Annotated in this window: 24 protein-coding genes; 8 read left to right on the forward strand and 16 right to left on the reverse strand. The window is 35.0% G+C overall.

What is annotated here, in order from left to right; genetic code table 11:
• Nucleotides 1-266 precede the first annotated feature (266 nt).
• Nucleotides 267-953 carry a hypothetical protein gene (locus tag BAQ44_RS13750; protein WP_061677822.1) on the forward strand — a complete coding sequence of 229 codons (687 nt, stop codon included), beginning with the start codon at nt 267-269 and terminating at the stop codon, nt 951-953.
• A gap of 28 nt (nt 954-981) precedes the next feature.
• On the opposite strand, the gene BAQ44_RS13755 is transcribed toward BAQ44_RS13750, so the two are convergent.
• From BAQ44_RS13755 to BAQ44_RS13820, 14 genes are all read right to left on the reverse strand, one after another.
• A complete protein-coding gene (locus BAQ44_RS13755) occupies nt 982-1,596 on the reverse strand; it encodes a peptidoglycan DD-metalloendopeptidase family protein (RefSeq protein WP_063261770.1) in 615 nt (204 codons plus the stop codon).
• Nucleotides 1,597-1,680: 84 nt separating this feature from the next.
• Nucleotides 1,681-2,262 (reverse strand): cob(I)yrinic acid a,c-diamide adenosyltransferase, encoded by a 582-nt coding sequence (locus BAQ44_RS13760; RefSeq protein ID WP_063261771.1) that lies wholly within the window; start codon nt 2,260-2,262, stop codon nt 1,681-1,683.
• Nucleotides 2,263-2,399: 137 nt separating this feature from the next.
• Nucleotides 2,400-4,175, reverse strand: coding sequence for a sensor histidine kinase ResE (resE, locus tag BAQ44_RS13765; RefSeq protein WP_080467683.1), 1,776 nt, complete (start codon nt 4,173-4,175; stop codon nt 2,400-2,402).
• Nucleotides 4,175-4,891: a DNA-binding response regulator ResD gene (resD, locus tag BAQ44_RS13770; protein ID WP_000426862.1), complete on the reverse strand. Its 717-nt coding sequence runs from the start codon at nt 4,889-4,891 to the stop codon at nt 4,175-4,177. Before resD ends, resE begins: the two co-directional genes overlap by 1 nt.
• A gap of 302 nt (nt 4,892-5,193) precedes the next feature.
• A complete protein-coding gene (gene resC, locus BAQ44_RS13775; protein WP_061677825.1) occupies nt 5,194-6,351 on the reverse strand; it encodes a cytochrome c biogenesis protein ResC in 1,158 nt (385 codons plus the stop codon).
• 14 nt (nt 6,352-6,365) lie between these two features.
• Nucleotides 6,366-7,991 carry a cytochrome c biogenesis protein ResB gene (gene resB / locus BAQ44_RS13780; RefSeq protein WP_061677826.1) on the reverse strand — a complete coding sequence of 542 codons (1,626 nt, stop codon included), beginning with the start codon at nt 7,989-7,991 and terminating at the stop codon, nt 6,366-6,368.
• 121 nt (nt 7,992-8,112) lie between these two features.
• The gene (gene resA / locus BAQ44_RS13785) at nt 8,113-8,634 is read right to left on the reverse strand and encodes a thiol-disulfide oxidoreductase ResA (protein ID WP_000742201.1); all 522 of its coding nucleotides are present in this window, start codon (nt 8,632-8,634) and stop codon (nt 8,113-8,115) included.
• Nucleotides 8,635-8,728: 94 nt separating this feature from the next.
• The gene (gene rluB / locus BAQ44_RS13790; RefSeq protein ID WP_000440552.1) at nt 8,729-9,457 is read right to left on the reverse strand and encodes a 23S rRNA pseudouridine(2605) synthase RluB; all 729 of its coding nucleotides are present in this window, start codon (nt 9,455-9,457) and stop codon (nt 8,729-8,731) included.
• Nucleotides 9,458-9,746: 289 nt separating this feature from the next.
• A complete protein-coding gene (gene spmB / locus BAQ44_RS13795) occupies nt 9,747-10,277 on the reverse strand; it encodes a spore maturation protein SpmB (RefSeq protein ID WP_000029511.1) in 531 nt (176 codons plus the stop codon).
• The gene (gene spmA / locus BAQ44_RS13800) at nt 10,274-10,870 is read right to left on the reverse strand and encodes a spore maturation protein SpmA (RefSeq protein WP_000247806.1); all 597 of its coding nucleotides are present in this window, start codon (nt 10,868-10,870) and stop codon (nt 10,274-10,276) included. Before spmA ends, spmB begins: the two co-directional genes overlap by 4 nt.
• On the reverse strand, nt 10,863-11,987 hold the full coding sequence (dacB, locus tag BAQ44_RS13805; RefSeq protein WP_071722003.1) for a D-alanyl-D-alanine carboxypeptidase DacB: 1,125 nt from the start codon (nt 11,985-11,987) through the stop codon (nt 10,863-10,865). The genes spmA and dacB overlap by 8 nt, the downstream gene beginning before the upstream one ends.
• 111 nt (nt 11,988-12,098) lie before the next feature.
• Nucleotides 12,099-13,013, reverse strand: coding sequence for a superoxide dismutase (locus BAQ44_RS13810; protein WP_000082672.1), 915 nt, complete (start codon nt 13,011-13,013; stop codon nt 12,099-12,101).
• A 105-nt stretch (nt 13,014-13,118) separates the two neighbouring features.
• On the reverse strand, nt 13,119-13,610 hold the full coding sequence (locus BAQ44_RS13815; RefSeq protein ID WP_063261774.1) for a YpuI family protein: 492 nt from the start codon (nt 13,608-13,610) through the stop codon (nt 13,119-13,121).
• 21 nt (nt 13,611-13,631) lie between these two features.
• Complete coding sequence (locus tag BAQ44_RS13820) at nt 13,632-14,021, reverse strand: hypothetical protein (RefSeq protein WP_061677829.1); 390 nt, start codon at nt 14,019-14,021, stop codon at nt 13,632-13,634.
• Nucleotides 14,022-14,207: 186 nt separating this feature from the next.
• Between BAQ44_RS13820 and mprF the strand changes: the two genes are divergently transcribed.
• Nucleotides 14,208-16,790, forward strand: a complete 2,583-nt coding sequence (gene mprF, locus BAQ44_RS13825; RefSeq protein ID WP_071722006.1) for a bifunctional lysylphosphatidylglycerol flippase/synthetase MprF — start codon at nt 14,208-14,210, stop codon at nt 16,788-16,790.
• A 4-nt stretch (nt 16,791-16,794) separates the two neighbouring features.
• On the opposite strand, the gene BAQ44_RS13830 is transcribed toward mprF, so the two are convergent.
• Complete coding sequence (locus BAQ44_RS13830; RefSeq protein WP_071722008.1) at nt 16,795-17,577, reverse strand: DUF8832 domain-containing protein; 783 nt, start codon at nt 17,575-17,577, stop codon at nt 16,795-16,797.
• A 175-nt stretch (nt 17,578-17,752) separates the two neighbouring features.
• On the opposite strand from BAQ44_RS13830, the gene deoD reads away from it, so the two are divergent.
• The 4 genes from deoD (at nt 17,753) to BAQ44_RS13850 (ending at nt 21,381) form a co-directional block, all read left to right on the forward strand.
• Nucleotides 17,753-18,460 (forward strand): purine-nucleoside phosphorylase, encoded by a 708-nt coding sequence (deoD, locus tag BAQ44_RS13835; RefSeq protein WP_000110707.1) that lies wholly within the window; start codon nt 17,753-17,755, stop codon nt 18,458-18,460.
• A 156-nt stretch (nt 18,461-18,616) separates the two neighbouring features.
• Nucleotides 18,617-20,428: a sensor histidine kinase gene (locus tag BAQ44_RS13840; RefSeq protein ID WP_071722010.1), complete on the forward strand. Its 1,812-nt coding sequence runs from the start codon at nt 18,617-18,619 to the stop codon at nt 20,426-20,428.
• 107 nt (nt 20,429-20,535) lie between these two features.
• The gene (locus tag BAQ44_RS13845) at nt 20,536-21,066 is read left to right on the forward strand and encodes a tyrosine-type recombinase/integrase (RefSeq protein WP_000806236.1); all 531 of its coding nucleotides are present in this window, start codon (nt 20,536-20,538) and stop codon (nt 21,064-21,066) included.
• A gap of 120 nt (nt 21,067-21,186) precedes the next feature.
• Entirely contained in the window at nt 21,187-21,381 is a 195-nt protein-coding gene (locus BAQ44_RS13850) for a DUF3924 domain-containing protein (RefSeq protein WP_001094861.1), read from the forward strand.
• Nucleotides 21,382-21,676: 295 nt separating this feature from the next.
• On the opposite strand, the gene BAQ44_RS13855 is transcribed toward BAQ44_RS13850, so the two are convergent.
• Entirely contained in the window at nt 21,677-22,522 is an 846-nt protein-coding gene (locus tag BAQ44_RS13855; RefSeq protein ID WP_071722012.1) for a DUF72 domain-containing protein, read from the reverse strand.
• A 160-nt stretch (nt 22,523-22,682) separates the two neighbouring features.
• Between BAQ44_RS13855 and BAQ44_RS13860 the strand changes: the two genes are divergently transcribed.
• Together BAQ44_RS13860 and BAQ44_RS13865 are read left to right on the forward strand one after the other, a co-directional pair.
• Entirely contained in the window at nt 22,683-23,954 is a 1,272-nt protein-coding gene (locus tag BAQ44_RS13860; protein ID WP_071722015.1) for an ATP-binding protein, read from the forward strand.
• A 220-nt stretch (nt 23,955-24,174) separates the two neighbouring features.
• The coding region (locus tag BAQ44_RS13865) for a collagen-like repeat preface domain-containing protein (RefSeq protein ID WP_131801858.1) at nt 24,175-24,935 on the forward strand (761 nt) is incomplete at its 3' end.

Raw genomic sequence — 24,935 nt, forward strand, 5'->3', positions numbered from 1 at the left:
CACCCTGCCCCGAAGATAGACCGATATTCTATTTTCCACTTCATTATACAACAACATGATCGTGTTGTGAACAAAAAAAGTGTAACTTATTAAAAATAAGTTATTGATTTTATATAATCGAAACCAATCACTATACTTTACAATACACCCCATATTTTTTAGTATTAGGCATTTCTCCTATGAATCCACTAGTCATATATAGTTAAAAGTGATAAGATGTTGAATTGTTAAGATAAGAACATTTTCTGGATTATGGAGGAAATGTCATGAAGAAAGAAAAGAGACACTCTATTCGAGAAGCAATGAAAAAAAACTTAAGAAAAGAATACTTTTACTTAAAAAAAGAATTACTTTTCCACTGTCCAATTGATTTAGGCACATTCTCAAGCGAGACATACTATGCTGCTTTCGATGAAGATGGCATCAGTATTTATCAGTATGATAAAAAAACAGAGAGTAAATTAAAATTGTGTGAGCGTCATCCGTGGAAGAGTTGGAATAAAGTGAAGATTGATCACTACTTGACAACTTCACAATTTATTTTTCAAGGGGAGCGAAACTGGATATTATCCCTTTTCCAAAAAGGAAAAGAAGCTCAAAAAATAATTGAAGAGCATACATCTTTACAAACTGAAGTTGTTTCCCGCTCTTTCTTAAAAAAACTTCCAGGGTTCCGTTCTAATGCACCGTTGAATAAATACATCGGCAGCATTTGCTACACTGCACTTATTGCATTTTTATTAAAATGGATGATTCCATTTCAAGCACCACAAATTGCCCTGTACTCCATTTCAATCGGTTGTATGCTTCTTGGTCTACTTTGTTTGACAATCGGTTTAATTGAACCAACAATTGTACTGTTTCGGACAAACGAAAAAACAAGAACAAAAGTATTTTACTTATATAGCTACTTAGCTATTTCTGGATTTATATGTGTCTTTATTTTTTGGTAAAAGAAGAGCTAGTTAAACTAGCTCTTCTTTACTTTACGTATAATTGTTGATTTGGATAAATCCGATCTTGCTGCAGTCCATTTTTTTCTTTAACTTCCTTAACTGACATACTAAATTTCCGTGCAATACTAACTAAAGTGTCCCCTTTTTGGACGACATATAAGGATGAGGAAACGACTTCATTTCTCTGTTCATGTAAAACAAGCAATGGATTCATCGCATTCTTTTTCGCCATCGTCCATCTCCCTTGATGAACTTCTAAATGTAAGTGTGCACCTCTCGATTCTCCTGTATTTCCTACTTCTCCAATTATTTCTCCTTTTGATATATAATCCCCTTGAACTACATATCTCTTATTTAAATGTGCATACACGGCCTCATATTCTCCATGTTTAATAAATACAACGTTTCCATAACTACTTGAATAATAAGACTTTGTTACCTTACCATCTTGAATAGCTGCCACAGGCGCGCCAATCGGTGCCGCTATATCTATACCGTAGTGTTTTCCGTGCCTTGTCCCAAAATAATCACTTATCTGCCCTTCAACAGGCCATGTCCATTGATTTCCCTCTGCGTACACATGTAATTGAGATAAAAACAGTACTATCAATAACATGACACCACATTTTAACACTTTCATATACATCCTCCGTTTTCTAATTAACACCATACCTTCTCTATTTTGGTATATTACAGAAAAAAGTATACAAAAAAAGAAAGTGAATCACTCCACTTCCTTCTCTTTTTTATCACGAAAAACGATTGCACTGCGATTATACTCCACATCTTTTACTTGTAATCGAGCGTTTACTATTCTAGCTACCGCAAACAAATAATCAGATAATCTATTTACATACTTTAGAACAACTTCATTTATTTCCCCTTCTTTTTGCAAGGATACTATACAGCGTTCTGCTCGCCTTACAACTGTACGTGCCATATGAATAGCAGCTGCCGCTTCGCTTCCACCTGGTAAAATAAAGCGCTCTAACGGCGGGGCTTCTTCTATATACGAATCAATCCTTCTTTCTAAGCTTTCGACCATTTCAATCGTTACTTTATAAGGAATTTTCCTCTCTACTACCGCCAAATCTCCCCCACAATCAAATAGTTCATGTTGAATATTTTCAAGTTCATTGTAAATTTCTCCGAAAGACCCGCCTTGTAGCTTCGTCATTGCATATCCAATATGAGAATTCGCCTCATCTATCGTGCCATATGCTTCAACTCTGATATTATCTTTATCCACTCTGCCGCCTATTACACTTGTTGTCCCTTTATCTCCTGTTTTCGTGTATAATTTCATCGCTTCACGACACCCCTCTTATTATTCTTCATTCGACTAAGATAGAAAAAAAGTTCTACTATTATTTATTTAATTGATTTTACAAAAAAATAAAAAACAGTAGAACTTTATTCATTATCAACTTTTAAAACGTATATCTAAATTATACGATTGGGTAAATATACAGAGAATGTAGTTCCCTCTCCAACAACACTTGAAACAGCAATTTTGCCATCATGGCCTTGTACAATATTTTTTGCAATCGCAAGCCCGAGTCCGGTTCCAACTTTTTTCCCACGTGTTCTTGCTTTATCAGCTTTGTAGAAACGATCGAATAAAAATGGAATATCTTCTTCTGGAATGCCAGCACCCGAATCTTGTACTTCAAAAATAAGACCATTATTTTTCATATCAATTACAAGCGTTACATGTCCACCTGCATTCGTATGACGAATTGCGTTATCAATTAAATTCGTCAATACTTGTTCCATACGATCTGCATCAAACGGGTATTGCTCAATTGGATTTTGGAAATCAACCGTTAATGCGACTTCTTTATCCTTTGCAATTCCTTGGAATTTACGGCCTATTTTTTCAACGAAAGGATGAATATCAACTTCACCTATATGTAACTCTACATTACCACTTTCCATACGCGCTAAATCTAATAATTCATTTACAAGTTTACCTAAACGAACGGATTCATCATAAATGATTTGAACAAACTCATTAATTTCTTCTTTCGTTTGCACAATATCATCTAAAATCGCTTCACTATATCCTTGAAGCATTACCATCGGTGTACGGAGTTCATGTGATACGTTCGCAATAAAGTCTTGACGCATTTTCTCAAGACGACGTTCTTCCGTCATATCACGCAATACAGCTACCGCCCCGCGAATTTTCGTTTGGTTGTAAAGCGGCGTCATAAGAACTACATAGTTCCCTTTTTGTAAGTTAATTTCAACTACTTGTTGTTGTTCACTTTCTACAACGAGATGGAATAGTTCAACAAGTTCAGAAGGTAGCTTTTTACTTAGCTCTATTTCTTTTTCTTCTTGCCAAACTTGTAAGAAATGTTCAGCCGGTGGATTGATTACAACGACTTCACCTTCTTGATTTAACGTAATAACCCCATCTGCCATACTACTTAAAATACTAGCTAACTGTTCTTTTTCTTGCTGCAGAGCATTCATATTAAACTTCAACTGTTTTCCCATTTGATTTAAGGCTGTTGCAAGCTCACCAATCTCGTCCTGGGATACCATAGGAGCTTTCGCATCAAACTTCCCACGCGCCACCTCAAAAGCAACCTCACGCATTTTTCGGAGTGGTGCTGTAATTCGAGTAGATAAGAAGAATGCAAAGAAAGTTGTTAATATAATCGCAATCCCTGCTGATAAGAATATAAAATCAGTCGTTCTCTCCATACCTTGTATCGGAACTTTTAAAGATTCGTATACGAACACTGCACTTTGATTTTTCGACTGCACTGGTTTTCCGACAATCATAATATCATTTTCAGTGTTTTTATTCTTTCTACTATTAGAGGCTTTTCTAATGTTATTCTTAATTTCTTTTTTGTCTGTAAAAACAGCCGCTAATTCTTTATCTTCTTTCAAATCATCCATTGTAAGAGTAACTAACCCTTCTTGTTTCGGCGAAGAAGAGATTTCTTTACCATCTTCTACAATAATAATCCTTGAAAGAGGATCAGAGAATTTGTACGCGATATTCTCAATCGTTTTTACATCGGCGCCTTCTTCAATTAACTCTGAAACACTTGTTGCAACCTTTTGAAGCCTAGCTTCACTCATATCAACATAATATGTTCTAAAAAACTGTGAAAGTAAAATCGCAACAAATCCAAGCACAAACGAAACGAGAAGTAATATGGTCATCCATAACTTCCCTACTACACTTCTCCAAAGCATCAGTCGTTCACAACCTCAAACTTGTAACCTACGCCCCAAACGGTAACAATCATCTTCGCAGCATCTGGTGATTTTTTGCTTAACTTCTCACGTAAACGCTTTACATGCGTATCAACTGTACGTAAATCTCCGAAGAATTCATATTGCCATACTTCTTTTAGCAATTGCTCACGATCAAATACTTTATCAGGCGCTTTCGCTAAGAATAATAGTAATTCATACTCTTTCGGTGTTAAGTTCACTTCATTACCATCTGCTGTAACACGGTGTGCATCATTATCAATTGTTAAATGAGGGAACACAGTAACATCTTTTGTCGTTGTATCTTGTGTAAAGAATGTTGTTGGTACAGAACGGCGTAAGACCGCTTTCACACGAAGCACTACTTCACGTGGGCTAAATGGTTTCACAATATAATCATCAGTTCCTACCTCAAACCCTTGTACTCGATTTACCTCTTCACCCTTTGCTGTCAGCATAATAATTGGCGTCGCTTTCTTCTCACGAACCCCTTTACACACTTCAATACCATCTTTACCAGGCATCATAAGATCTAATAGGATCAAATCGTAATCATTTTGTAACGCCATTTCTAAAGCTGTATCGCCATTGTCTGCTTCTTCAATTGTGTATTGTTCTCTTTCTAAATACATTTTCAACAAACGACGAATACGATCCTCATCGTCTACGATTAAAATTCTTGATTCATTTTCCATTTCTACCCGTTGCGTATTTTTACTACAACGGTTTACACCTACCCTTCTACACTAGTATGTTGCGCTATTCTCGTTTATTTAAGCAATCTTCTAAATGTTTCACTTTCCATATTATGCTTCACAAGAATAATAAAGTTTGTTCAATTTTTTTCCAAAACTATGTATTTTTTTTGAACAGTATATAATGTCCTCGACATCATTTTACAAAATCAACCGCTACTTTGTCATGTTTTTCTCAAAAAAGAAGAAAAGTTGACAAAAATAAAATAGGAAAGTGACATTCACTCTCCTATTTTATTTCTCTATGCGTATGAATGTAAACCCGCGATAATTAAGTTTACTACAATAAAGTTAAACATAATGATTGCAAAACCAATTACCGCTAACCACGCTGACTTCTCTCCATGCCACCCTTTTGATAAACGTAAATGTAATACCGCCGCATAAAAGAGCCAAGTAATAAGAGCCCAAACTTCTTTTGGATCCCAGCCCCAAAAACGTGTCCACGCTATTTGAGCCCAAATCATGGCGAAAATTAATGCACCTAATGTGAAAACTGGGAATCCAATTGCAATAGATCGATATCCAATTTCATCTAACAAATCACTATTCGTATTTTTCACTAACGGCTGAAGCGCCGCTGATACTCGTTTCCGTAAAACAAGTCTTAATACGATATAAAGTAAAGTTCCTATTAACACAGACCAAATTACAGTATTTAATTTTTTCGCATTTACAATCGCTGGAACTTCAACTGTCGGCTCGAATTTATTTTCTGTCAATAACTTTCCTTCGTGTGGTCCCACTAAAGCCGGAAGGTTGTACTTCATTTCCACTTGTTGTTCATTTTTATCAACCCATTGAAACTTCGCTTCATATTTCATACTAGAAAATACTGTTGTTACTCCAATAAATCCAACTGTACAAACAAGTGTGAACACGACCGCTTCTAACCAAAATGTTCGTTTACTTCTCGTTGATTGATCTACATTCTTCAATAAATACATAACGCCCGTAATAAAACTAATTGCTAAAATTGCTTGTCCTGCTGCTGCAGTCGTTACGTGAATATGTAACCAATTACTTTTTAAAGAAGGAATAAGCGGAGATATTTCCCTCGGAAACATACTTGCATAGGCAATTAATAAAAGTGCAACTGGTAATGCAAAGAGTCCGATTATGCTTACGCGATACATAAAATACATGACAATAAATGCTCCGACAAGCATCATACCGAAAAATGTACCGAATTCAAAAAAGTTACTAACCGGTGCATGTCCTGATGCAATCCATCTCGTAACAAAATATACTGTTTGTGCAATAAACCCTAAGATTGTAATCGTTATTCCTATATTTGCCCATTTATGACCTTTTTCTTTAATTGCTCCTCCGAAAAATAAAGTTGCAATTAAATATAAAATAAATGCGGTAAAGAGAAAGTTACTACTTATTTGCACCATATCGTTTCCCCACCTTAACTAATTTTTTTATCCACTACTTTATCGCTTGGCTGCGGAATTGTTGTACCTTCTAGTACTCTTTCAATATCTTTCTTTAAACCGAACCAATTTTTATTCGTATGTCCTGCAATCCACCATTCATCATTAACGCGTTGTATCCAAATACGGCGATGATTCCAATACATCCCTTGAATGACACCAACCATAAATATAAATCCTCCAATACCGAGAATCCAAAGCGTTAAATCTTTCCTTACAGTAAGTGCTGTTGCATTTTGCATTTCCACACCTGCAAACGACATTTTATATTTATTATTTCCATCAGGTTCTATATTTTGCTGAATACCAACAAAACTCACTTCACCATCTGGTGTTTCAGGCGTAAACATTTTAAACACAAATGCAGGGTTGTTTGGTAATTTCGTTTTTGTATTTGGTCTTCCACTCTCATCAAAATAAAAATCAGGGAAATAGCTTAATAGTTCTAAAGAATAACCGTTTCCTAAATCATATTTTTCTGTAGGATTCGTTAAATCAACTTTAATCGGTCCCCACTTTTGATTATTTTCTTTGTTTTGCAAGTTAAAGGACATACTTTTAAATTCACTTTCTTTGTAATCCACTTGATAAACAGCAAATTGATCAAATTTCATTGGCTCATTTACTCGAATTTCCGCTTCTTTTACTTTTTCTAATTTTGGTTTTTGTCCTGCTATATTTTCGCCGACCACTTTATACAATACAGCATTCGTTTGGAAGTTTTTTGCAATCATCTTATCGCCTACACGATCAATCGCTTCATCAAAAACTTCCTTGTCCTTACTTTTATCATAAACTTCCTTTATAAACTTCTCGTTTTTTAAGTAGTATTGCCCATCCGTTCCAGGTATTTCTTTCGTTTCACCATCACGTAACCAAAGCGCTTCATCTACGTACATACTCGGTAAAAAACGGAGCATTGCACCGAATAAAAATATAATGAGACCGATATGATTCACATATGGACCCCAGCGTGAAAACCGTCCTTTTTCAGCTAAAATGTTACCGTCTTCCACTTTCACGTTATAGTTCGTTTTCTTTAAATTCATTTGGATTTTTTCCAAATCACCATCTTGCGGTGTACCAGTGCCGTATAATCTTTGTCTCTTTAAAAAGCTAGGGTGTCTTTTCACCCCTTGCTTCTTTAAGGCTTTATAAAGCGGAATAACACGATCTAAACTGCATATCACAAGTGAAATACCAATTGAAGCAATTAAAATCATATACCACCATGAACCGTATAAATTATTAAATCCTAATTGATAGTATAATTGCCCTAAAAATCCGTATTCTTGCTTATAATATTCAGCTGGTGCAATCCCTGGAGTTATGTACATTTCTTGCGGAAAAATAGTTCCTATCGCTGATGCAGCTAAAGTGATTACAATGAGCCATACCCCCACTTTTACAGAAGAGAAAAAGCTCCAAATTTTATCGACTATCGTTTTTGTTTGCGTGAGAGATCTCCGAGCACTCCCCTCATAGCGCATATCCAATAGTTTTATATTTTCATTGCTTTCAAATGGTTTCCCACAAGCCTCACAAAAAACAGTTCCTATTGGATTAACATGTCCACATTCACACTTAATTTCTTTCAACACTCTCACCGCCCCTGTATCTATATGTACTATTGTATATTCTAACCTCGAGTTACCGCAATACTCAGAATTTTTAAACCGAAGGCGCTATAGGTAAGCGCCTCGTATGTAAAGGCTTTCTTTATTACGGAGTAATTTTCTTTAAATACTCTTCCAATTGTTCTATCGTTTGTTCACCTTTAATCTCTTGAATCACCTTACCATCCTTATCAATCAAGAAGCTTGTTGGTAACGGTATTACTCCATACGTTTTTATAATTTCTCCACCTTTATCAATTGCGACTGGGAACTTAAGATCGTATTGTTTCACAAAATTCTTAACAGCAATATCCGTTTCATCTGCATCTAACGCAATAATTTCAACGCCTTTTTCTTTATACTTTGGATATAATTCGTTCATATAAGGCATTTCTTTCTCACACGGTTTACACCAAGTGCCCCAAAAGTTTAAAAATACACCTTTTCCCTTTAAATCTTTTAGTTCAATTTTTTTTCCTTCTAAATCTGTCACAACAAAATTAGGTGCTTCTTTTCCGATTTGCATTTTCTCTTCTTTAGTGAAATACCCTTGATAAAGTGTAAATCCTACAGCACCGCATAAAATGAGTAGAATAATAACACGAAATAATAAGCGATTTTTCTTCATATTGTCTCCCCTCTCTTCGACGAGTGATGAATATATGTATGTTTTAATAAATCACCAGCGGAACATTCCACTGGTGAAAGTTTCACACTATCGATTAGCGCGGCTTTGTAGAAGCCAATGCACGTAATTGTTTCACCTCATGTGGTGACAATTCTCTCGCATCACCAGGGCGCAAGCTACCCACTTCTAAAAAGGCGTAGCGTTCACGCTTTAGTTTCACTACTTTACAATCTAGCGCTTCAAACATGCGGCGTACTTGACGATTACGTCCTTCATGAATCGTTAATTGTACAATCGCAGTCTCTTTACGCTTGTCCCAAGAAATAATTTTCACTTGTGCTGGTGCTGTTTTCCCATCTTCTAATGCAACACCTCGTTCTAACATGCGAATTTTCTCACCTGTTAATGGCCCTTTAATTTTTGCAACATACGTTTTTTCAACTTTATATCTCGGATGCATTAATACATTTGCAAATTCCCCATCATTTGTCATTAATAATACGCCAGACGTATCATAATCTAAGCGGCCGATTGGGAATAAACGTTGTCTAATTTCAGGGAAAAAGTCTGTTACAACACTTCTTCCTTTATCATCTGATACACTTGAAATTACGCCAGTTGGTTTATATAGTAAAAAATAAACAGGTTCTTCTTTTTCAAGAGGAATGTTATTTACTTCTACTTTATCTTGAGGAGTGACTTTCGTTCCTAACTCCTTCACTATTTTTCCATTTACTTTCACTTTTCCTTGCTGAATTAATTCCTCAGCCTTTCTTCTCGATGCAATACCTGCTTGCGCAATCACTTTTTGTAATCGTTCCATTTCTTTTTTTCACCTCGAATTTATCTTACCTTACATTAGAAAGACTTGGCAACCGCATACACTTGACGGCTTTTCGCTTCATCTTACTTAAACAACATAGCGATGATAATAAACATATAAAGGGCAAATCATGTTTTTACCTTTTATTATTGTCCATATTCTTCATATTGCTCACAATAAAAGTTCATCATTTTGTCAAAAATACAGCATAAAAAAACCACTATTAAGCAACACCTTAATAGTGGTCGTATACGTATTATAAGCGAAATAGCATAAAAAATGAATAGCCTTACTTAAACATTAAAGAAACAAACACAATTGAACATATAATTCCGATTAAATCGGCAAAAAGTCCTACTTTCAATGCATCTCCCATTTTTCTAATTCCAACAGCTCCGAAGTATACTGTTAAAATATAAAAAGTCGTATCTGTACTTCCTTGCATCGTAGAAGCCAATCTTCCAATAAACGAGTCTGGCCCATAAGTGGCAATTAAATCGGTCGTAATACTTAAACCAGCAGAGCCTGAAATAGGGCGTATAAGTGCTAGTGGAACAATTTCTGCTGGGACATGAATTAAATCTAACATCGGCTTCATTACTGATATCATTGCATCTAATGCACCTGAAGCTCGAAATATTGAAATAGATACAAGCATCCCAACCATAAATGGTAAAATGGAGATTGCAATTTGAATTCCTTCTTTTCCTCCCTCAACGAATGATTCATAGGTTGGCACTTTCTTTATCGTGCCATATAAAAGGATAAAACCAATTACACAAGGGATTACCCATAATGATATCGTATTGACAATACTCATTTCTTCCGCCCCTTCCTACTCCTTCTTCGGTAAAAATAGCGGTCAATCCAAATCGCTCCGATCATAGAGAGTACTTGTGCAATGAATGTTACCCCTACAATTTCAGTAGGATTCGCTGATTCATACGTCATTCGAATCGAAATGACAGTAGTAGGAATTAAAGTAATCGCTGATGTATTTAACGCGAGAAACGTTACCATAGAACGGCTCGCCGAATCCTTCCCTCCATTTAATTCTTTCAATTGTTCCATTGCTTTAATACCAAGAGGGGTCGCTGCATTCCCTAATCCAAAAAAGTTTGCCATCATATTCGATAAAATAAATCCCATTGACGGATGATCTTTCGGTATTTCTGGAAATAATCTTTTTACGATCGGCATAAAAAGTGACACTAACTTTTTTAACAACCCTGCTTCCTCTGCAATTTTCATTAAACCAAGCCAAAATACTAAAACACTAATGAGTCCTATACAAATTGTTACTGCGTCTTTTGCTCCGTCAAATACAGCTTTATTTATTGCTTCCATCGTTCCATTTATCATGGCATATACAATCCCTATGACTGCCATCGCTACCCATACGAGATTAACCATCGCTCCCAACACCTATCATATGAGAAAAAATTTCTTTCACATTATTCCAGTACATTCCCGTTGTAGCTACTAACTTTCGTTTACTATAAAATAAATTCCGTTCTCCAACTTTCTCATTGCCAACATAAATTTCTGTCTTCCCAACCTTTACGCCATCCTTAAGTTTTGCACTTTTATCGAGTTCAACTTTTAATACGACATTCTTTCTTTCTTGCTCAGTTAATGGCACCGCAAAACTATTTTTCGTATAAACATGATTGGCATATTTCTTTTCAGTTATTTCAGCAAGAGCTCCTTGTCCTACAACGTTCGTTTGCTTGAAACGTTCAAAACCTTTATCAAATAAATTCATATGATCATCCCAATCGCTAGAAGCGCTCAAAGTTACGACAATTAGATCTAGTCCATCTTTTGATGCTGTTGTAACAAGTGTCCGTCCTGCTTTCTTCGTAAAACCGGTTTTTCCTCCTGTCGCAAATTCATAATAAGACGTCACGAGTTTATGTTTGTTTTTCCACGGATAATCCCACGAATCTGATTTATACGTTTTTGTCCCAAAAATCTTCTTAAAGGTTTCATTCCCCATTGCATACTTCGTTAAAAGTGCCATATCATAGGCCGACGAATAATGGGATCCATCTCCATCCAAACCATGTGGGTTTGAAAAGTGAGTATCTTTCATTCCAATTTGTTTCGCCTTTTCATTCATTAAATATACGAACCCTTCTATACTCCCTCCTACATTTTCAGCAATTACTTGTGCTGCATCATTACCAGATCTAAGCATGAGTCCGTATACTAAATCCTCTAACTTCACTTTCTGTCCAGGTTTTAAATAAATTGCTGAGCCTTCTACTCTCACCGCTTCATTACTAACTGGTACCATTTCTTTCATTTTTCCTGATTCAGCAGCTAACAACGCTGTCATAATTTTTGTTATACTAGCAATTTTTTGTGACTCATGCTCTGCTTTCCCGTATAATACACGACCTGACTGTTGTTCCATTAATACAGCATTTCGAGCACTGACATTACTGTTCATCTTTGCATATGTAGGAATTGGCACAACGCTTGCGTACATAATAAAAAGCGTGATTATTACACAAATTCGTCTCATATTTCCCCCCACGTCCTTTTGGCACTTTTTGTACAAGTGTATGCTTGGCCTTTTAAAATATGAACGAAATCTCTTGCCCCCTCCAATAAAAAAGACGCAGAAAATCTGCGTCTAATACGGTGTCCATTCAATTTGTTTCGCACTTTCAAATCTTTTTTCGACATCAGGCCAATTTACAACATTCCACCAGTTTTTAATATATTCATCTTTTCGATTTTGGTATTGTAAATAATACGCATGTTCCCACACGTCTAGTACGAGGAGCGGTATCGTATCCCATTGTGTAAATAATTGATGAAGTGTACTCTGCAAAATTTCTAATCTTCCAGATCGTGGCACCCAGACGAGAATCGCCCATCCTGATCCTTCCACTTTAGAAGCTGCTTCTGTGAAATGTTTTTGAAAACGTAAAAAACTTCCAAAATCTTGCTCAATCTGTTGTGAAAGAGCCCCTCTTGGACTTCCGCCACCATCTTTTTTCATGTTATTCCAAAATATCGTGTGTAAGTAATGACCTGATCCATGAAAAGCCGCTTCTCTTTCCCAATGCTTAATTAAATCAAATTGATTCGTTTTTCTCGCTTCTTCCATCATCTTCTCTGCCTTATTTAATCCTTCCACGTAACTGCGATGATGTTTATCATGGTGTAACATCATAATTTCTCTAGAAATATAAGGTTCTAACGCATTATACGGATAAGGTAATGGTGGAAGTGTATGCCCTCCAATTGGAACAGCTCGTTCACTATCCCCTCTTTCATATAGTTCATATTCCTCTTCTCCTTGCACGAATACTTCCTGCAAATGATGCTGAATATGTTCTACATCATCACTTATCTCATACATAAACTCTGCATCTGTATCATACTCATGCTCTTTCATACGATCTAATAACGTTTGAATTTTATAAGCAAGCATATGGACATCATACACTTCCATTGCACGGCTATCTAATACGTGAAGAACACTTTCACACCAGCTTTCTACTTCATGAAAGTAATCTGTAAATACACCTTGCTGACTCATGTTACACCTCCTTAATGCTATCCCCATAAATATATTCAAAGGAAATCCCTTATATAACTTTACAAAAGGAAAAGAAGCTAAGTCCCCTTAGCTTCTTTTTCGCAATTAATATTTGTGTAACATCTTTGTTTGATAATCCGTCTCATAATATTCTAGTTCTTCACGCATCAATTGAAATTTACCTTCTAAACTCTTCATCACTTGCTCTACAGACGCTGGTGGCGTTTGTTGAAAAACGATGGAGTTTTTCCCTGTATAGGCAGACCGACTATTTTCATACCAATGATCACTCTTCGGTGAGAAAAACTCTGCAATTACTTGATGATAAATTTTATATAAAATTTTTTCAGCTGCTGTTTTTCGAAATGGCTGGCTATTTAACAAAACAAAACATGCATCATGTCCTTCTTCGCAAAAAACGAGAAGACGTCTCATTGATGCTAATAACCCTTTATAATATTGCTCGTTCCCTGCTGGTGTTTCTTCTAATAAAGAAGGTAACGTATGATAATTTACATAATTGGTTATCAATGTAATAACATCTTCTAAAAACATAGAAACTTGTTCTGTTTGATTTTCAACCATCAGATTAGACATTTTTCCCTCTCCTTTGCCATTTCACGCTATTTCTACTCTTTTATTTTTATGTAATTCAGCTAATATTTCTTGTACTTTCACCACTGTTCCCTCATCAAAATATTGTTGGAATTCTTCTATATTATTTAAATATAAACGTTTTTGCATTCGAAGCTCATTCTCTTTCAGTAAACAACATATCGCTACAATATCCCGTAAATATATGTCTTGTTCTTCTACTTTACATACTGGATTTCCTTCAAAAGGAGTAATTTCTTGTAAAACTTCTTCAAAATATCGAACGTATAAAACGGAAAAAGTTCTCTCTTTATTATTTAATATATATGTCACTTCAGATCTATTAAAGAAATCTTCTGATGTATTTGGTTTTGCTTTCTCTAACTCATATCCCGCATAACCTATTATAATCATCTACTTCCCCTCTCTTCCTTCTTTCAATTTATTTTAACTTAATTTTCTGACAAACGAAATACTCTTTTAAATATAACCCTTACAAAAAATAGCTTCCTTATACAGGAATTTACCTTTTTATTTTTCTTGAAGTTTGTCATAATAATATTATTGTCTCAGTTTTCTTATACAAGGAGAGTTGTATTTATGTCGTTTTCATGGAAACGTTTCTTACAAATCGGGAAATTTATCTTCCCATTTGTTGTATTAACAATTGTATTCTTTCAAGCAAAAAAAGAATTAGCAGGCATTTCTTTTTTAGAAGCAATCAATTCAATTAAAAACATTCCAACCGGCGGAGTCTTTTTAGCAATTACACTTGGTGCATTTGCCGTATCAACAATGTTCTTTTATGACTATGTTATGCTTCGTTATTTAAAAGCTGATATACCAGTCCAAAAGATTTTCCGTATCTCATGGATTGCTAATACTTTAAATGGATTTATTGGATTTGGCGGTCTCGTTGGGGCTGGTGTACGCACAATGCTTTATCGTCCATACATAAAAGAAAATGGCAAACTTATTAAAAGTATCGCCTGGATGACAACTGCTTTTATTAACGGATTAGCCATTCTTTCATTCCTCGGTCTTATTGGAATATTAGACACAAGTTTTATTTTGCATGAAAAACCGTGGCTATGGCCTGTTCTTATCTTTTTCGCTCTTTTCGTCCCTATATATATCGGCTTTTCTAAACTTAAAAATAGAAAAACAAACCAAACCGAAGGACAAGAAGAAGCAGAAGAGAAAAACCCAACTGTTTTATACTCATTAGTTTCATTAGTCGAGTGGGTATCTGCGGGTATTGTTATGTACGTCATATTAATATTATTTGGCATCGATATCGAATTTCAAAAGTTCTTAGGTGTGTATGTAATTGCTGCTTTAGCTGGCGTTGTGAGTCTTGTGCCTGGTGGCCTCGGTTCATTTGATCTTGTCTTTTTAACTGGACTCGGACAGTATGGCATTGATACAGGGGTATTACTACCTGCTATGTTATTGTATCGCCTCGTCTATTACATTTTACCTTTCTGCCTTGGTCTTATTTTTGCAGCTTTTGAAATGACAGGCGTGGCCATTAAAAAGTTTGAAGATAAACCTTTTATTGCGCCTGCATTAGAAACAACTGGTGTTATATGGACTTTACAGCGTGATTTTCTAGGAAAATTAGGTTCATGGGCATCTGCTGCCTTAACAGTATTTGCTGGACTAATGGTTATTTTATCGACCATTCTACCAACAAGTATAAATAGAGCACACGCCTTACATATTTTAGCTCCAAAACCTCTTATTCAATTTTCTTTTAGCTTATCACTAACATTTGGTATTCTCCTGCTAATCCTTTCACGAGGCATATATTATGGAACAAAACGTTCTTACTATATGACGATTATTTCGTTAATCGGAGCAGCAATCTTTAATACGCTAAAAGGAATTGATATTGAAGAAACGTTTATTTTATTAATCGTACTCGCTGTATTATATATGCTTCGTAAAAGATTTGTACGCGAGAAAATGGAAGTCTCACTTTCTGATATGGTAAAAGTTTTTATATTCCTACTTATAACTTTATATTTATATAAAAACTTAGGTATTTTATTTGCAGGTGCAAAAGAAGCCTTTAAACCTGATTTTGTCGTTCGTAATATTACACAAGTGAAACGAAGTGCATTAGCAGCTGCCTTTTTCGTTCCTACTTTTTTACTGATTGGCTCACTCATTGCCAACCGTTATCGAAGTGAATTTCCCGGGCAACCAGCGAATGATAAAAGATTGCAAAACTTCTTAGATGAACATAATGGAAATGTACTTAGTCATTTAGGATTTTTAGGAGATAAACAATTCTTCTTCAGTAGTGATGGGAAAGCGCTCCTTCTCTTCTCTATAACGGGAAAACGTCTTGTTGTGCTAGGTGATCCAATTGGGGATCCTTCCTCCTATCGTACTGTGTTACAAGAGTTTTTAGCTGAGGCTGATCGATTTGGATACATTTGTGTATTCTACCAAATCGAAAGTAAATGGATGAGTTTATATCATGATTTTGGTTATAACTTCTTTAAGCTTGGTGAAGAAGCTGTCGTTGATTTGAACACATTTACAATAACAGGAAAAAAACGCGCCGGTATGCGCGCGACTTTCAACCGTTTTGAAAGAGAAGGCTATACATTCTCTATTCACCAGCCACCATTCTCAGATGAACTTTATGAAGAGTTAAAAAAAGTTTCAGAGGCATGGCTCGGCGGTAAAAAAGAGAAAGGCTTTTCACTCGGATATTTTGATCGTGAATATATTAGTCGAGCACCTATCGCTACATTATCTGATGCGGATGGAAAAATCATCGCATTTACAACCTTTATGCCGGTATATCAAGACGGATCATTGTCTGTTGATTTAATGCGCTATTATCCAGATGCACCTAGCGGTATTATGGATGCAATTTTCATTCACCTATTCCAGTGGGCCAAAGAAAATGAATACCATTCCTTTAATATTGGTATGGCACCACTTTCAAATGTAGGTTTATCGACACAATCTTTCTGGTCTGAACGAGTTGCTGCTGCCATCTTTAATAATGTTCGTTATACGTATAGTTTCAGCGGACTACGTCATTTTAAAGAAAAATATAAACCAGCATGGAGCGGTAAATATTTAGCATTTAGAAAGAATCATTCTTTACCAATTACAATGCTCTCTGTAACAAAATTAATAGGAAAACGAAAAAACAGCTAAACATTTAGCTGTTTTTTCGTTTTTGAACTTGTACAATAAATTCTTTTTCATATTTCTTACCATTTATATAGAAATCTCCCCATATTTTATACGTTCCTTCTACAGGAAATGTAATACGATATTGTAATTGCTCATCTGTATCAACAGGTATTGCATATAAAAAGTTTTCTCTCGTTTCGTCCACGATATAGAGTGCCTCTACTTCTCCTCTCTCGGAATGTAATTTCAATTTCTCACCCTTTTTCGCTTGGAATTGAAATGTTAACGTCGCTGGTTCATTCGGATGCAAGGCACCAAATAATAAAGAAACTTCATACTCCCCTATTTTTTTTGTAAGCACACTATCGATTGGAAATTTTACTTTTTTCTTATTTTTCTCCTCTATTTCTCTCCCAAAATCTTTCTTCGCAAATGATTTCACAGACTTATTTTTGTCTTCATATAAAAATATTGTATATCCTTCATCTTTCACTATTTTGGAAGAAACCTTATATGATCCATTCCCTGCAAATGTAGGTTTCATTTGTTGTACATGTTTTAATTGTCCGTCTACAATAACTGCCCGAATTTGATCATTCACACCACGAACTTCGTTATTTTTATTATTTAGTAATTGAAACGAAATATCTACTTTCTCATTTCCATTTGACACATCCCATTTTACTTCCTGAACATCACCTACAGTCTCTGTAGTTTCCTGATACTTCTTTATGTAAAATCCTCCTACTACAATAAAAAGCAAAGCAACAAGTCCAATGACAAGATTTTTCAAAACATCACCTACCATTTTTATTGTCTCTGTTCACACAAAACTTCTTACATATATATTCTAGATTATGATTTATGAAATCCTCCTGCTTTACACATATTACAAATAATTAAAAGATTTTAATTGAAAGGATTGATAGTGTATAATGCAAATGATATTGATTTCTATCAATACATTATAAGGAGGACTTTTCATGAGTGTACATATTGAAGCAAAACAAGGCGAAATTGCTGAATCTATTCTATTACCTGGTGATCCATTACGTGCAAAATATATCGCTGAAACATTTCTAGAGGACGTTACTTGCTATAATAACGTGCGTGGTATGTTAGGTTTCACTGGAACTTATAAAGGAAAACGCGTATCTGTTCAAGGTACAGGTATGGGTGTTCCTTCTATTTCTATTTATGTAAACGAATTAATCCAAAGCTACGGAGTTAAAAATTTAATTCGCGTTGGAACTTGCGGTGCGATTCAAAAAGACGTAAAAGTACGTGACGTTATTATTGCAATGACAGCTTGTACAGATTCTAATATGAACCGTTTAACATTCCCAGGTTTTGATTTTGCACCAGCTGCAAACTTTGACCTTTTAAAGAAAGCTTACGATGCTGGAACTGAAAAAGGCTTACACGTTCGTGTTGGTAACGTTTTAACAGCAGATGTATTTTACCGCGAAAGCATGGACATGGTTAAAAAACTTGGAGATTACGGTGTACTAGCAGTAGAAATGGAAACAACTGCTCTTTACACATTAGCAGCGAAATACGGTGTAAATGCGTTATCTGTATTAACAGTAAGTGACCACATCTTCACTGGTGAAGAAACAACATCTGAAGAGCGTCAAACTACATTTAACGAAATGATTGAAATCGCTTTAGATGCAGCAATTCAACAATAATACATTAAAGAACTCGTCATACGTCTGTCGAGTTCTTTTTATGTGACTTTTTATAAAAAACTACTTTCGGAAGAGACAGATTTTCCCCTCTACTTTTTGGCAACGTTTGTTATAATAAAGAAATCATTTACAGTATTTCTCACAAGAGGTGACGCAGTGAAAAACAGAAGTATCGTCTTTAAACTATTTTTATTAACATCAACATTATTTACAATCATATTCCTCCTTTTTTTCCTAGGACAATCTCTATTTTTAGAGAAATTTTATATTAATAAAAAGGTAAAAACCGTTCAAAATTCTTTCGAGAAGTTCGTAGATAATTACGAAAAAAGTGGTAAAACTTATGAAGAAATTCGAAAACTAAAACAAGAATTTCATGATAAAACAAATGCCGAAATGCAGTTTTTAAATGCGAACGGTATTATTAAAAGTGACAATAATTTTTACATCGATGTAATTAACCCTAAAAATAATAAACCATATTCCATTCCACTCAATAATCTTTTAACGCCCGAAGAATATAATAAATTTGAAAACTTAGGATTGAAAAAAGATGGGGTGATAAACGTCGTCGGTTTTGTACAAGATTCCACCATAACACCAATAGAATTGACGACAAACTATAATCGCTGGCAAAACGAATATATCAACTCAGATTTTCAATCCATTAATGGTAACCCTGCTAAAAATAGACTTACAAGTCGATCCAAAACTGTAACTCAAATTGAGTTTACTGGTATTGTATCTAAGTTACAGCTTCCATCCAAAGCTGATGTTCGTCTTGCAAATGATCTTGAAACATTACAAGCCGTTCAATATTTTGCAGAAATTATTAGAGATGGCACTACTAGCCCACAGCAATTGAGCCATTTTCTACTAGATAGCGGAGAAAATATAAAGAATAGTATCTTTGTACAACCTATTATGGAAGATGGAAAGATTAAAGAATACGCTTTTGCGGTAGCATCCTTGCAACCTGTTAATGAAGCAATGCTTGTTTTAAAGGATTATTATGTCTATGCCTTAATCATCGTATTTCTCGTAATTATTTTGTTATCCTTCTACTACTCAAAAATCATTGTGAAACCATTAATTAAAATGAATCGTGTTACAAAAAAAATGGCCAATTTTGATTTTAGCGAAAAATTACCTGTGACAGCAGACGATGAAATTGGTGGGCTTTCCGGCAGTATTAATACGCTATCTGTAAACTTAAAAGACCGAATCGATCGATTAAATGTTGCCAATACAAAATTACAACAAGATATTGAACGGGAACGTCAATTAGAGAAAACGCGAAAAGAATTCATTTCTGGTGTATCACACGAATTAAAAACACCACTCAGTGTAATTAGAAGTTTCGCGGAAGGAATTAAAGATGGCGTTAGTAAAGATACGACGTATTACACAGATGTTATTTTAGAAGAAACAGAAAACATGAACAGACTTATTGTTGAAATGTTAGAATTAGCAAAATTAGAATCAGGTACGTACAAACTAGATATGACGACATTCTCAATCGGTGAATTAATTCAACAAGTCTATACAAAGTTATTATTTAGCATGGAAGAAAAGCATTTACAAGTGAGCATAGATGTAGATTCTTCTATATTGGTGAAAGCGAATCGTAGTCGTATTGAGCAAGTGGTTGTGAACTTACTTAGCAATGCAATTCGCTATACGCCAGACGGAGAAAAAATACAAGTCTCTGTTATAGAAATGGAAGATACAGTAAAAATCGAAATCGAAAACACAGGAAACCCTATCCCAGAAGACAGTCTTGAAAAAATTTGGGATCGTTTCTACCGTTTAGATGCATCTCGTAGCCGTCATACTGGTGGTACTGGTCTCGGATTATCTATTGTAAAAAACATTTTAGACCTCCACCATGCCGAGTACGGTGTATATAACACGACTAATAGTGTTGTATTCTACTTTAATTTACAAAAAGTAAAAGAAGTCAAATAATTTGTCTTAATTTCACTAGGAGTTCACATGAAATTCACACTCTCCCTTTATAGTAAGAAACAAGTTAATCCTTTCCTTTACACACATAAAAGAGGAGAGTGCGTGAAATGAAACAAGCAGGACAACCTATTCAAAATGAAAAACAATTAGAAACTATCAAAAATATACTTTTACAATCTTCGAAACGTGATGGCTTATTATTCGTATTAGCTGTAAATTCTGGCTTAAAAGTAAGTGAAATCTTACAATTAAAAGTTAGTGATGTAATCGATGAAAATGAAAATGTTCGCCATTCCATTTTATTTTACAATGAAAAGGTAAAGAAACATAAATGGTTTGCTGTAAATGAAGACTTACAGCACGCGATCGAAGACTACATGAAAGAACGTAAAACTTGGAAACGTAATGAACCATTATTAAAGTCTCAAAAAGGAACAAAATCTATTACGAGACAACATGCATGGTACATTTTAAACAAAGCTGCAAAAGAAGTTGGATTAGAAGGGATTAGCTCACATACACTTCGAAAAACTTGGGGATATTGTGCATACAAATCAGGTGTTGATATCGCATTTTTACAACACTTCTTTGATCATAGTACTCCATCAAAAACTTTAAAGTATATCGGTATTGCTTAATAACGCTTATACATAAAAAAGGTTACCATTTTATAAATGGTAACCTTTTTTATGTTTCACACTCTCTTTTCTTGTCTCTCCTATATTGTAGTGGTACTCTAATAATAAGGGGGAGAAATTATGAACACATTAACAATTGAATTACCGAAAGAAACGGCTGAAAAACTTGATTTATTAAAACAAGCTTATGAAAAGAAAACAGGTGCTTCCATTTCTGAGAGTACCCTTGTTCAAACACTTATCTCAAAAGAGTTTATCCAAGCGATAACTCCTTTTGATTTACAACAATTCGTTACTGGAAAAGAACAGCATTAATTGCTGTTCTTTTTTTGATACTTTATCAGGAGTTTACTAGCATTCTACCCCCAAAAACTTCTTTGCCTCAGCCTAACTTTTTATCAGGAATCTTCCTACCCGTTACTGTCTCATAAAAGTTTTTTATTTATTTTTCGGAAAACTATTGACAATGATAATGATAACCATTATCATTTATTACGAAGCCAACAATTGATGAATCAACCAAACGCTCAGTAACATTGTTACCCCTCTTTTTCATATAGAAAGGCACTGTACATTCCCCCTGTTTGTACAGTGCCTTTCTTGTTTATTATCATTCAAACAAATTTAATTGCTCGGGCTTCGGCTCACCATATGTAATGTTCATCATTTTCATAAGCTGTTTCGCATTATCCGCTGCATCTCCGCCCGAATTATTGTTAAATAGTACATATATGCCCTTTGCCTTCTTTTTCAATTGCTCTAGTCTTTCTACCCATTCTTCTAATTCTTTATTGTTGTAGCGATATAAGCAACGAACCGCTCTCCAATTTTCCCCTTTATCCAGCCAGCCATGAACATTTCGACCATGAAAACGTATTAACACCATCTCTGCATTCGTTACTTCTAAAACGAGCGGTACCGAACCTATCCCCGCCTGTGGCTCGTCACAAATTGTATGAATCCATTTCTCCTGTTCCAAAAACCGTAGAGTCTTATCTTTCATTTCTGGATAAAACCATGTTTGATTTCGAAATTCTATGGCACACGGCAAACCTTCCATTTTCTCTTTCGTATATCGAAGAAAATCTACATTTTTCTTTTTACAATCAAACCATGGTGGATATTGAAATAAAATCGTTTTTAATTTATTAGCTTCTATTAAAGGAAGAATAGATTGTTTATACACATCAAACATCTCGTCGAACGTAGAAAACGGAATTTCACCTTTCATATGTCCCGTCATCCCTTGATATGCTTTTACGACAAAAGAAAAATCTTTCGGTGTCTCCGTTGCCCATTTTGTATAGTTTCGCGCAGGTTGCATCGCATAAAATGAACTATCCACTTCCACAATAGGAAAATGCTCACTATATGTTCGTAATTTATTTCTATTTTCATAGGGATCTATATATAAAGAATCATGATCTCCCCATCCTGTCACTCCAATGAAAAGCAAATATATCCCTCCCTTTTTAACTTCACCTTCTATCCATTTTACTCAATTCCCGAACACCTCGACTAATCAATTTCATTAAGTAGCTCTTTCTTTAAGAGTATCCGTATAAAAATATGATATACTAGATGGAAGAATTTTTAAATTGAGGGGTTATTTATTTATGCTTCCAAACGATGATATTGTATCTCATGAAAAACGAATAGAAGAATTAGAAAATAAAGTACGTTTTTATGAAGAACTTGTGAATCAATTACCACATCATTTCACATACAAAAATCCACATATTGGTTTACAAATAAAGAAAACGAGAACGACTCATTCTATACAAAACATACAAAAAGAGAATAAAGAAGCTGAGTTTCAGCTTACCTGCGATTCATTCTTTTTATTTGAGCAACTTGAAACATACTTTGTTCATATTTTCGATGCTTTTTCACATCATGTCACCTTTGTTGATAGTAAAGGAAATATAACTTTATGTAATCAAGCTGCAGCAGATGATTTTGGTGTAGTACGAAATGATATAATCGGAAAACCAATTCAACAATTATTAAAATTGCCAGAAGAAAAAATTAAAGCTCTTGAAACATTAAGAACGGGAACAGAATTATATAATGAAGAAGTTTTAGACAAAAACTATGGCATATTAAATAACCGAATTATTCGTGATTATAACGGAGAGATATTTAGAGTTATTAGTGTCTTTCATTATTTAAACACAGAACGTGATGCAGAGAAATTTTCGTTAGCAGGGCGAATTGCAGCTGGAATTGCACATGAAGTACGTAATCCTCTTACAACCGTACGGGGTTACTTACAATTTTTACAAGAAAGTGTTTCTCCATCTAATAAAGAATTATTTGAAAACTTACTCATTCCTGAATTAGACCGCGCAAATAGTATTATTACAAAATTTTTAGCTATTTCAAAAACACGCGAATTTACAAGAGAACCGTTTCCTATTAACACATTTTTACGTGAATATATTCAACAGTTACTAGCTAGTGAAGTCTTTTTACATAACATTTCAATTGATTATAACTTTTCTACCGAATTGGATGATGTATTAGTCAATATTGATCGTCATGAACTTGTGCAAGTTTTTTTAAACCTATTTCAGAATGCTGTCGATGCTCAAGGCGAAGAAAAACTTTCTATCCAAATTACTAGTTATCGCCTAGATAATTTTGTTCGTATTACTTTCACTGATAATGGAATTGGTATTTCACCAGCCATTCAGGAATATATCTTTGATCCATTCTTCTCAACAAAAGATTCGGGCACAGGGCTGGGCTTGTCAGTAACGAAGAAAATTATTCAAAATCATAACGGTACATTAAAAATGACCAGTAATGAAGATGGTACAACTTTCACTATTTCAATTCCAATTTTACCTAAAACGACTCTTGAAAGATTAAATGAATACAAATGAGATACCCCTCCACAAAAAGCATGCCAATTGTTATATACTCCTAGCAATTGGCATGCTTTTTTATGTTGAACTAATCTTTTTTAAGTTCTATAAATCTGTCTCCATAACTTAATTGTTTTCGCTTAGTAGGCAAACTTCTTATTTTTTTAGAAATAGTAGTTTGTCCATCACGAATTTAGTTTAAATTTCATTTTAATATATAGTAACGACTATTGATTCTATGAAAGAAAGGAATGAAAAGATGAACAATAAAAATAAAGGAAAAGTATTTTATGGTAATGATTGTTGCGAAATCAGAGCTTGTAGTTATATTAACATCTCTAAGTCCGAACTTACAGAATTCGTTAAACTTCTTCAAGCTCTTGGCCAAGCTATTCAAGCTGTCTTTCAAAACCCTTCGCAACATAATATCGATAACTTGATTGTTACCCTAAATAACCTACAAAAATTCCTCAATTGCTTAGATTTATCTCCAGCACAAAAACAAATTGGAAATTCTATTATCGCTAATCTATTAACTATTTTAACGACAAAACCTTTTTCATGCGGAGCATTGTATGTTGAGTTACAAAGCCTGCTTAATTATTTATTGTATATTGCTAAATTATTCAAAGTAGATTGCTGTACGATCGACAAACTAGTTAAACTCATTTCAGAAATCCAAGCTATCTTAGTTCAATACGGATCAGGCTGCCTTGGAGGAGGAGCAACAGGTGCTACTGGTGCTACCGGGCCTCAAGGTGCTACTGGACCTCAAGGACCAGCCGGTGCTCAAGGTGCTACTGGACCTCAAGGTCCGGCTGGTGCTCAAGGTGCTACTGGTGCTCAAGGGCCTCAAGGTGCTCAGGGACCAGCGGGTGCTCAAGGTGCTACTGGTGCTCAAGGGCCTCAAGGTATTCAAGGACCAGCCGGTGCTCAAGGTGCTACTGGTGCTCAAGGACCAGCTGGCGCTCAAGGTGCTACTGGTGCTCAAGGACCAGC

It is taken from the genome of Bacillus mobilis, assembly GCF_001884045.1.
GTDB lineage: Bacteria > Bacillota > Bacilli > Bacillales > Bacillaceae_G > Bacillus_A > Bacillus_A mobilis.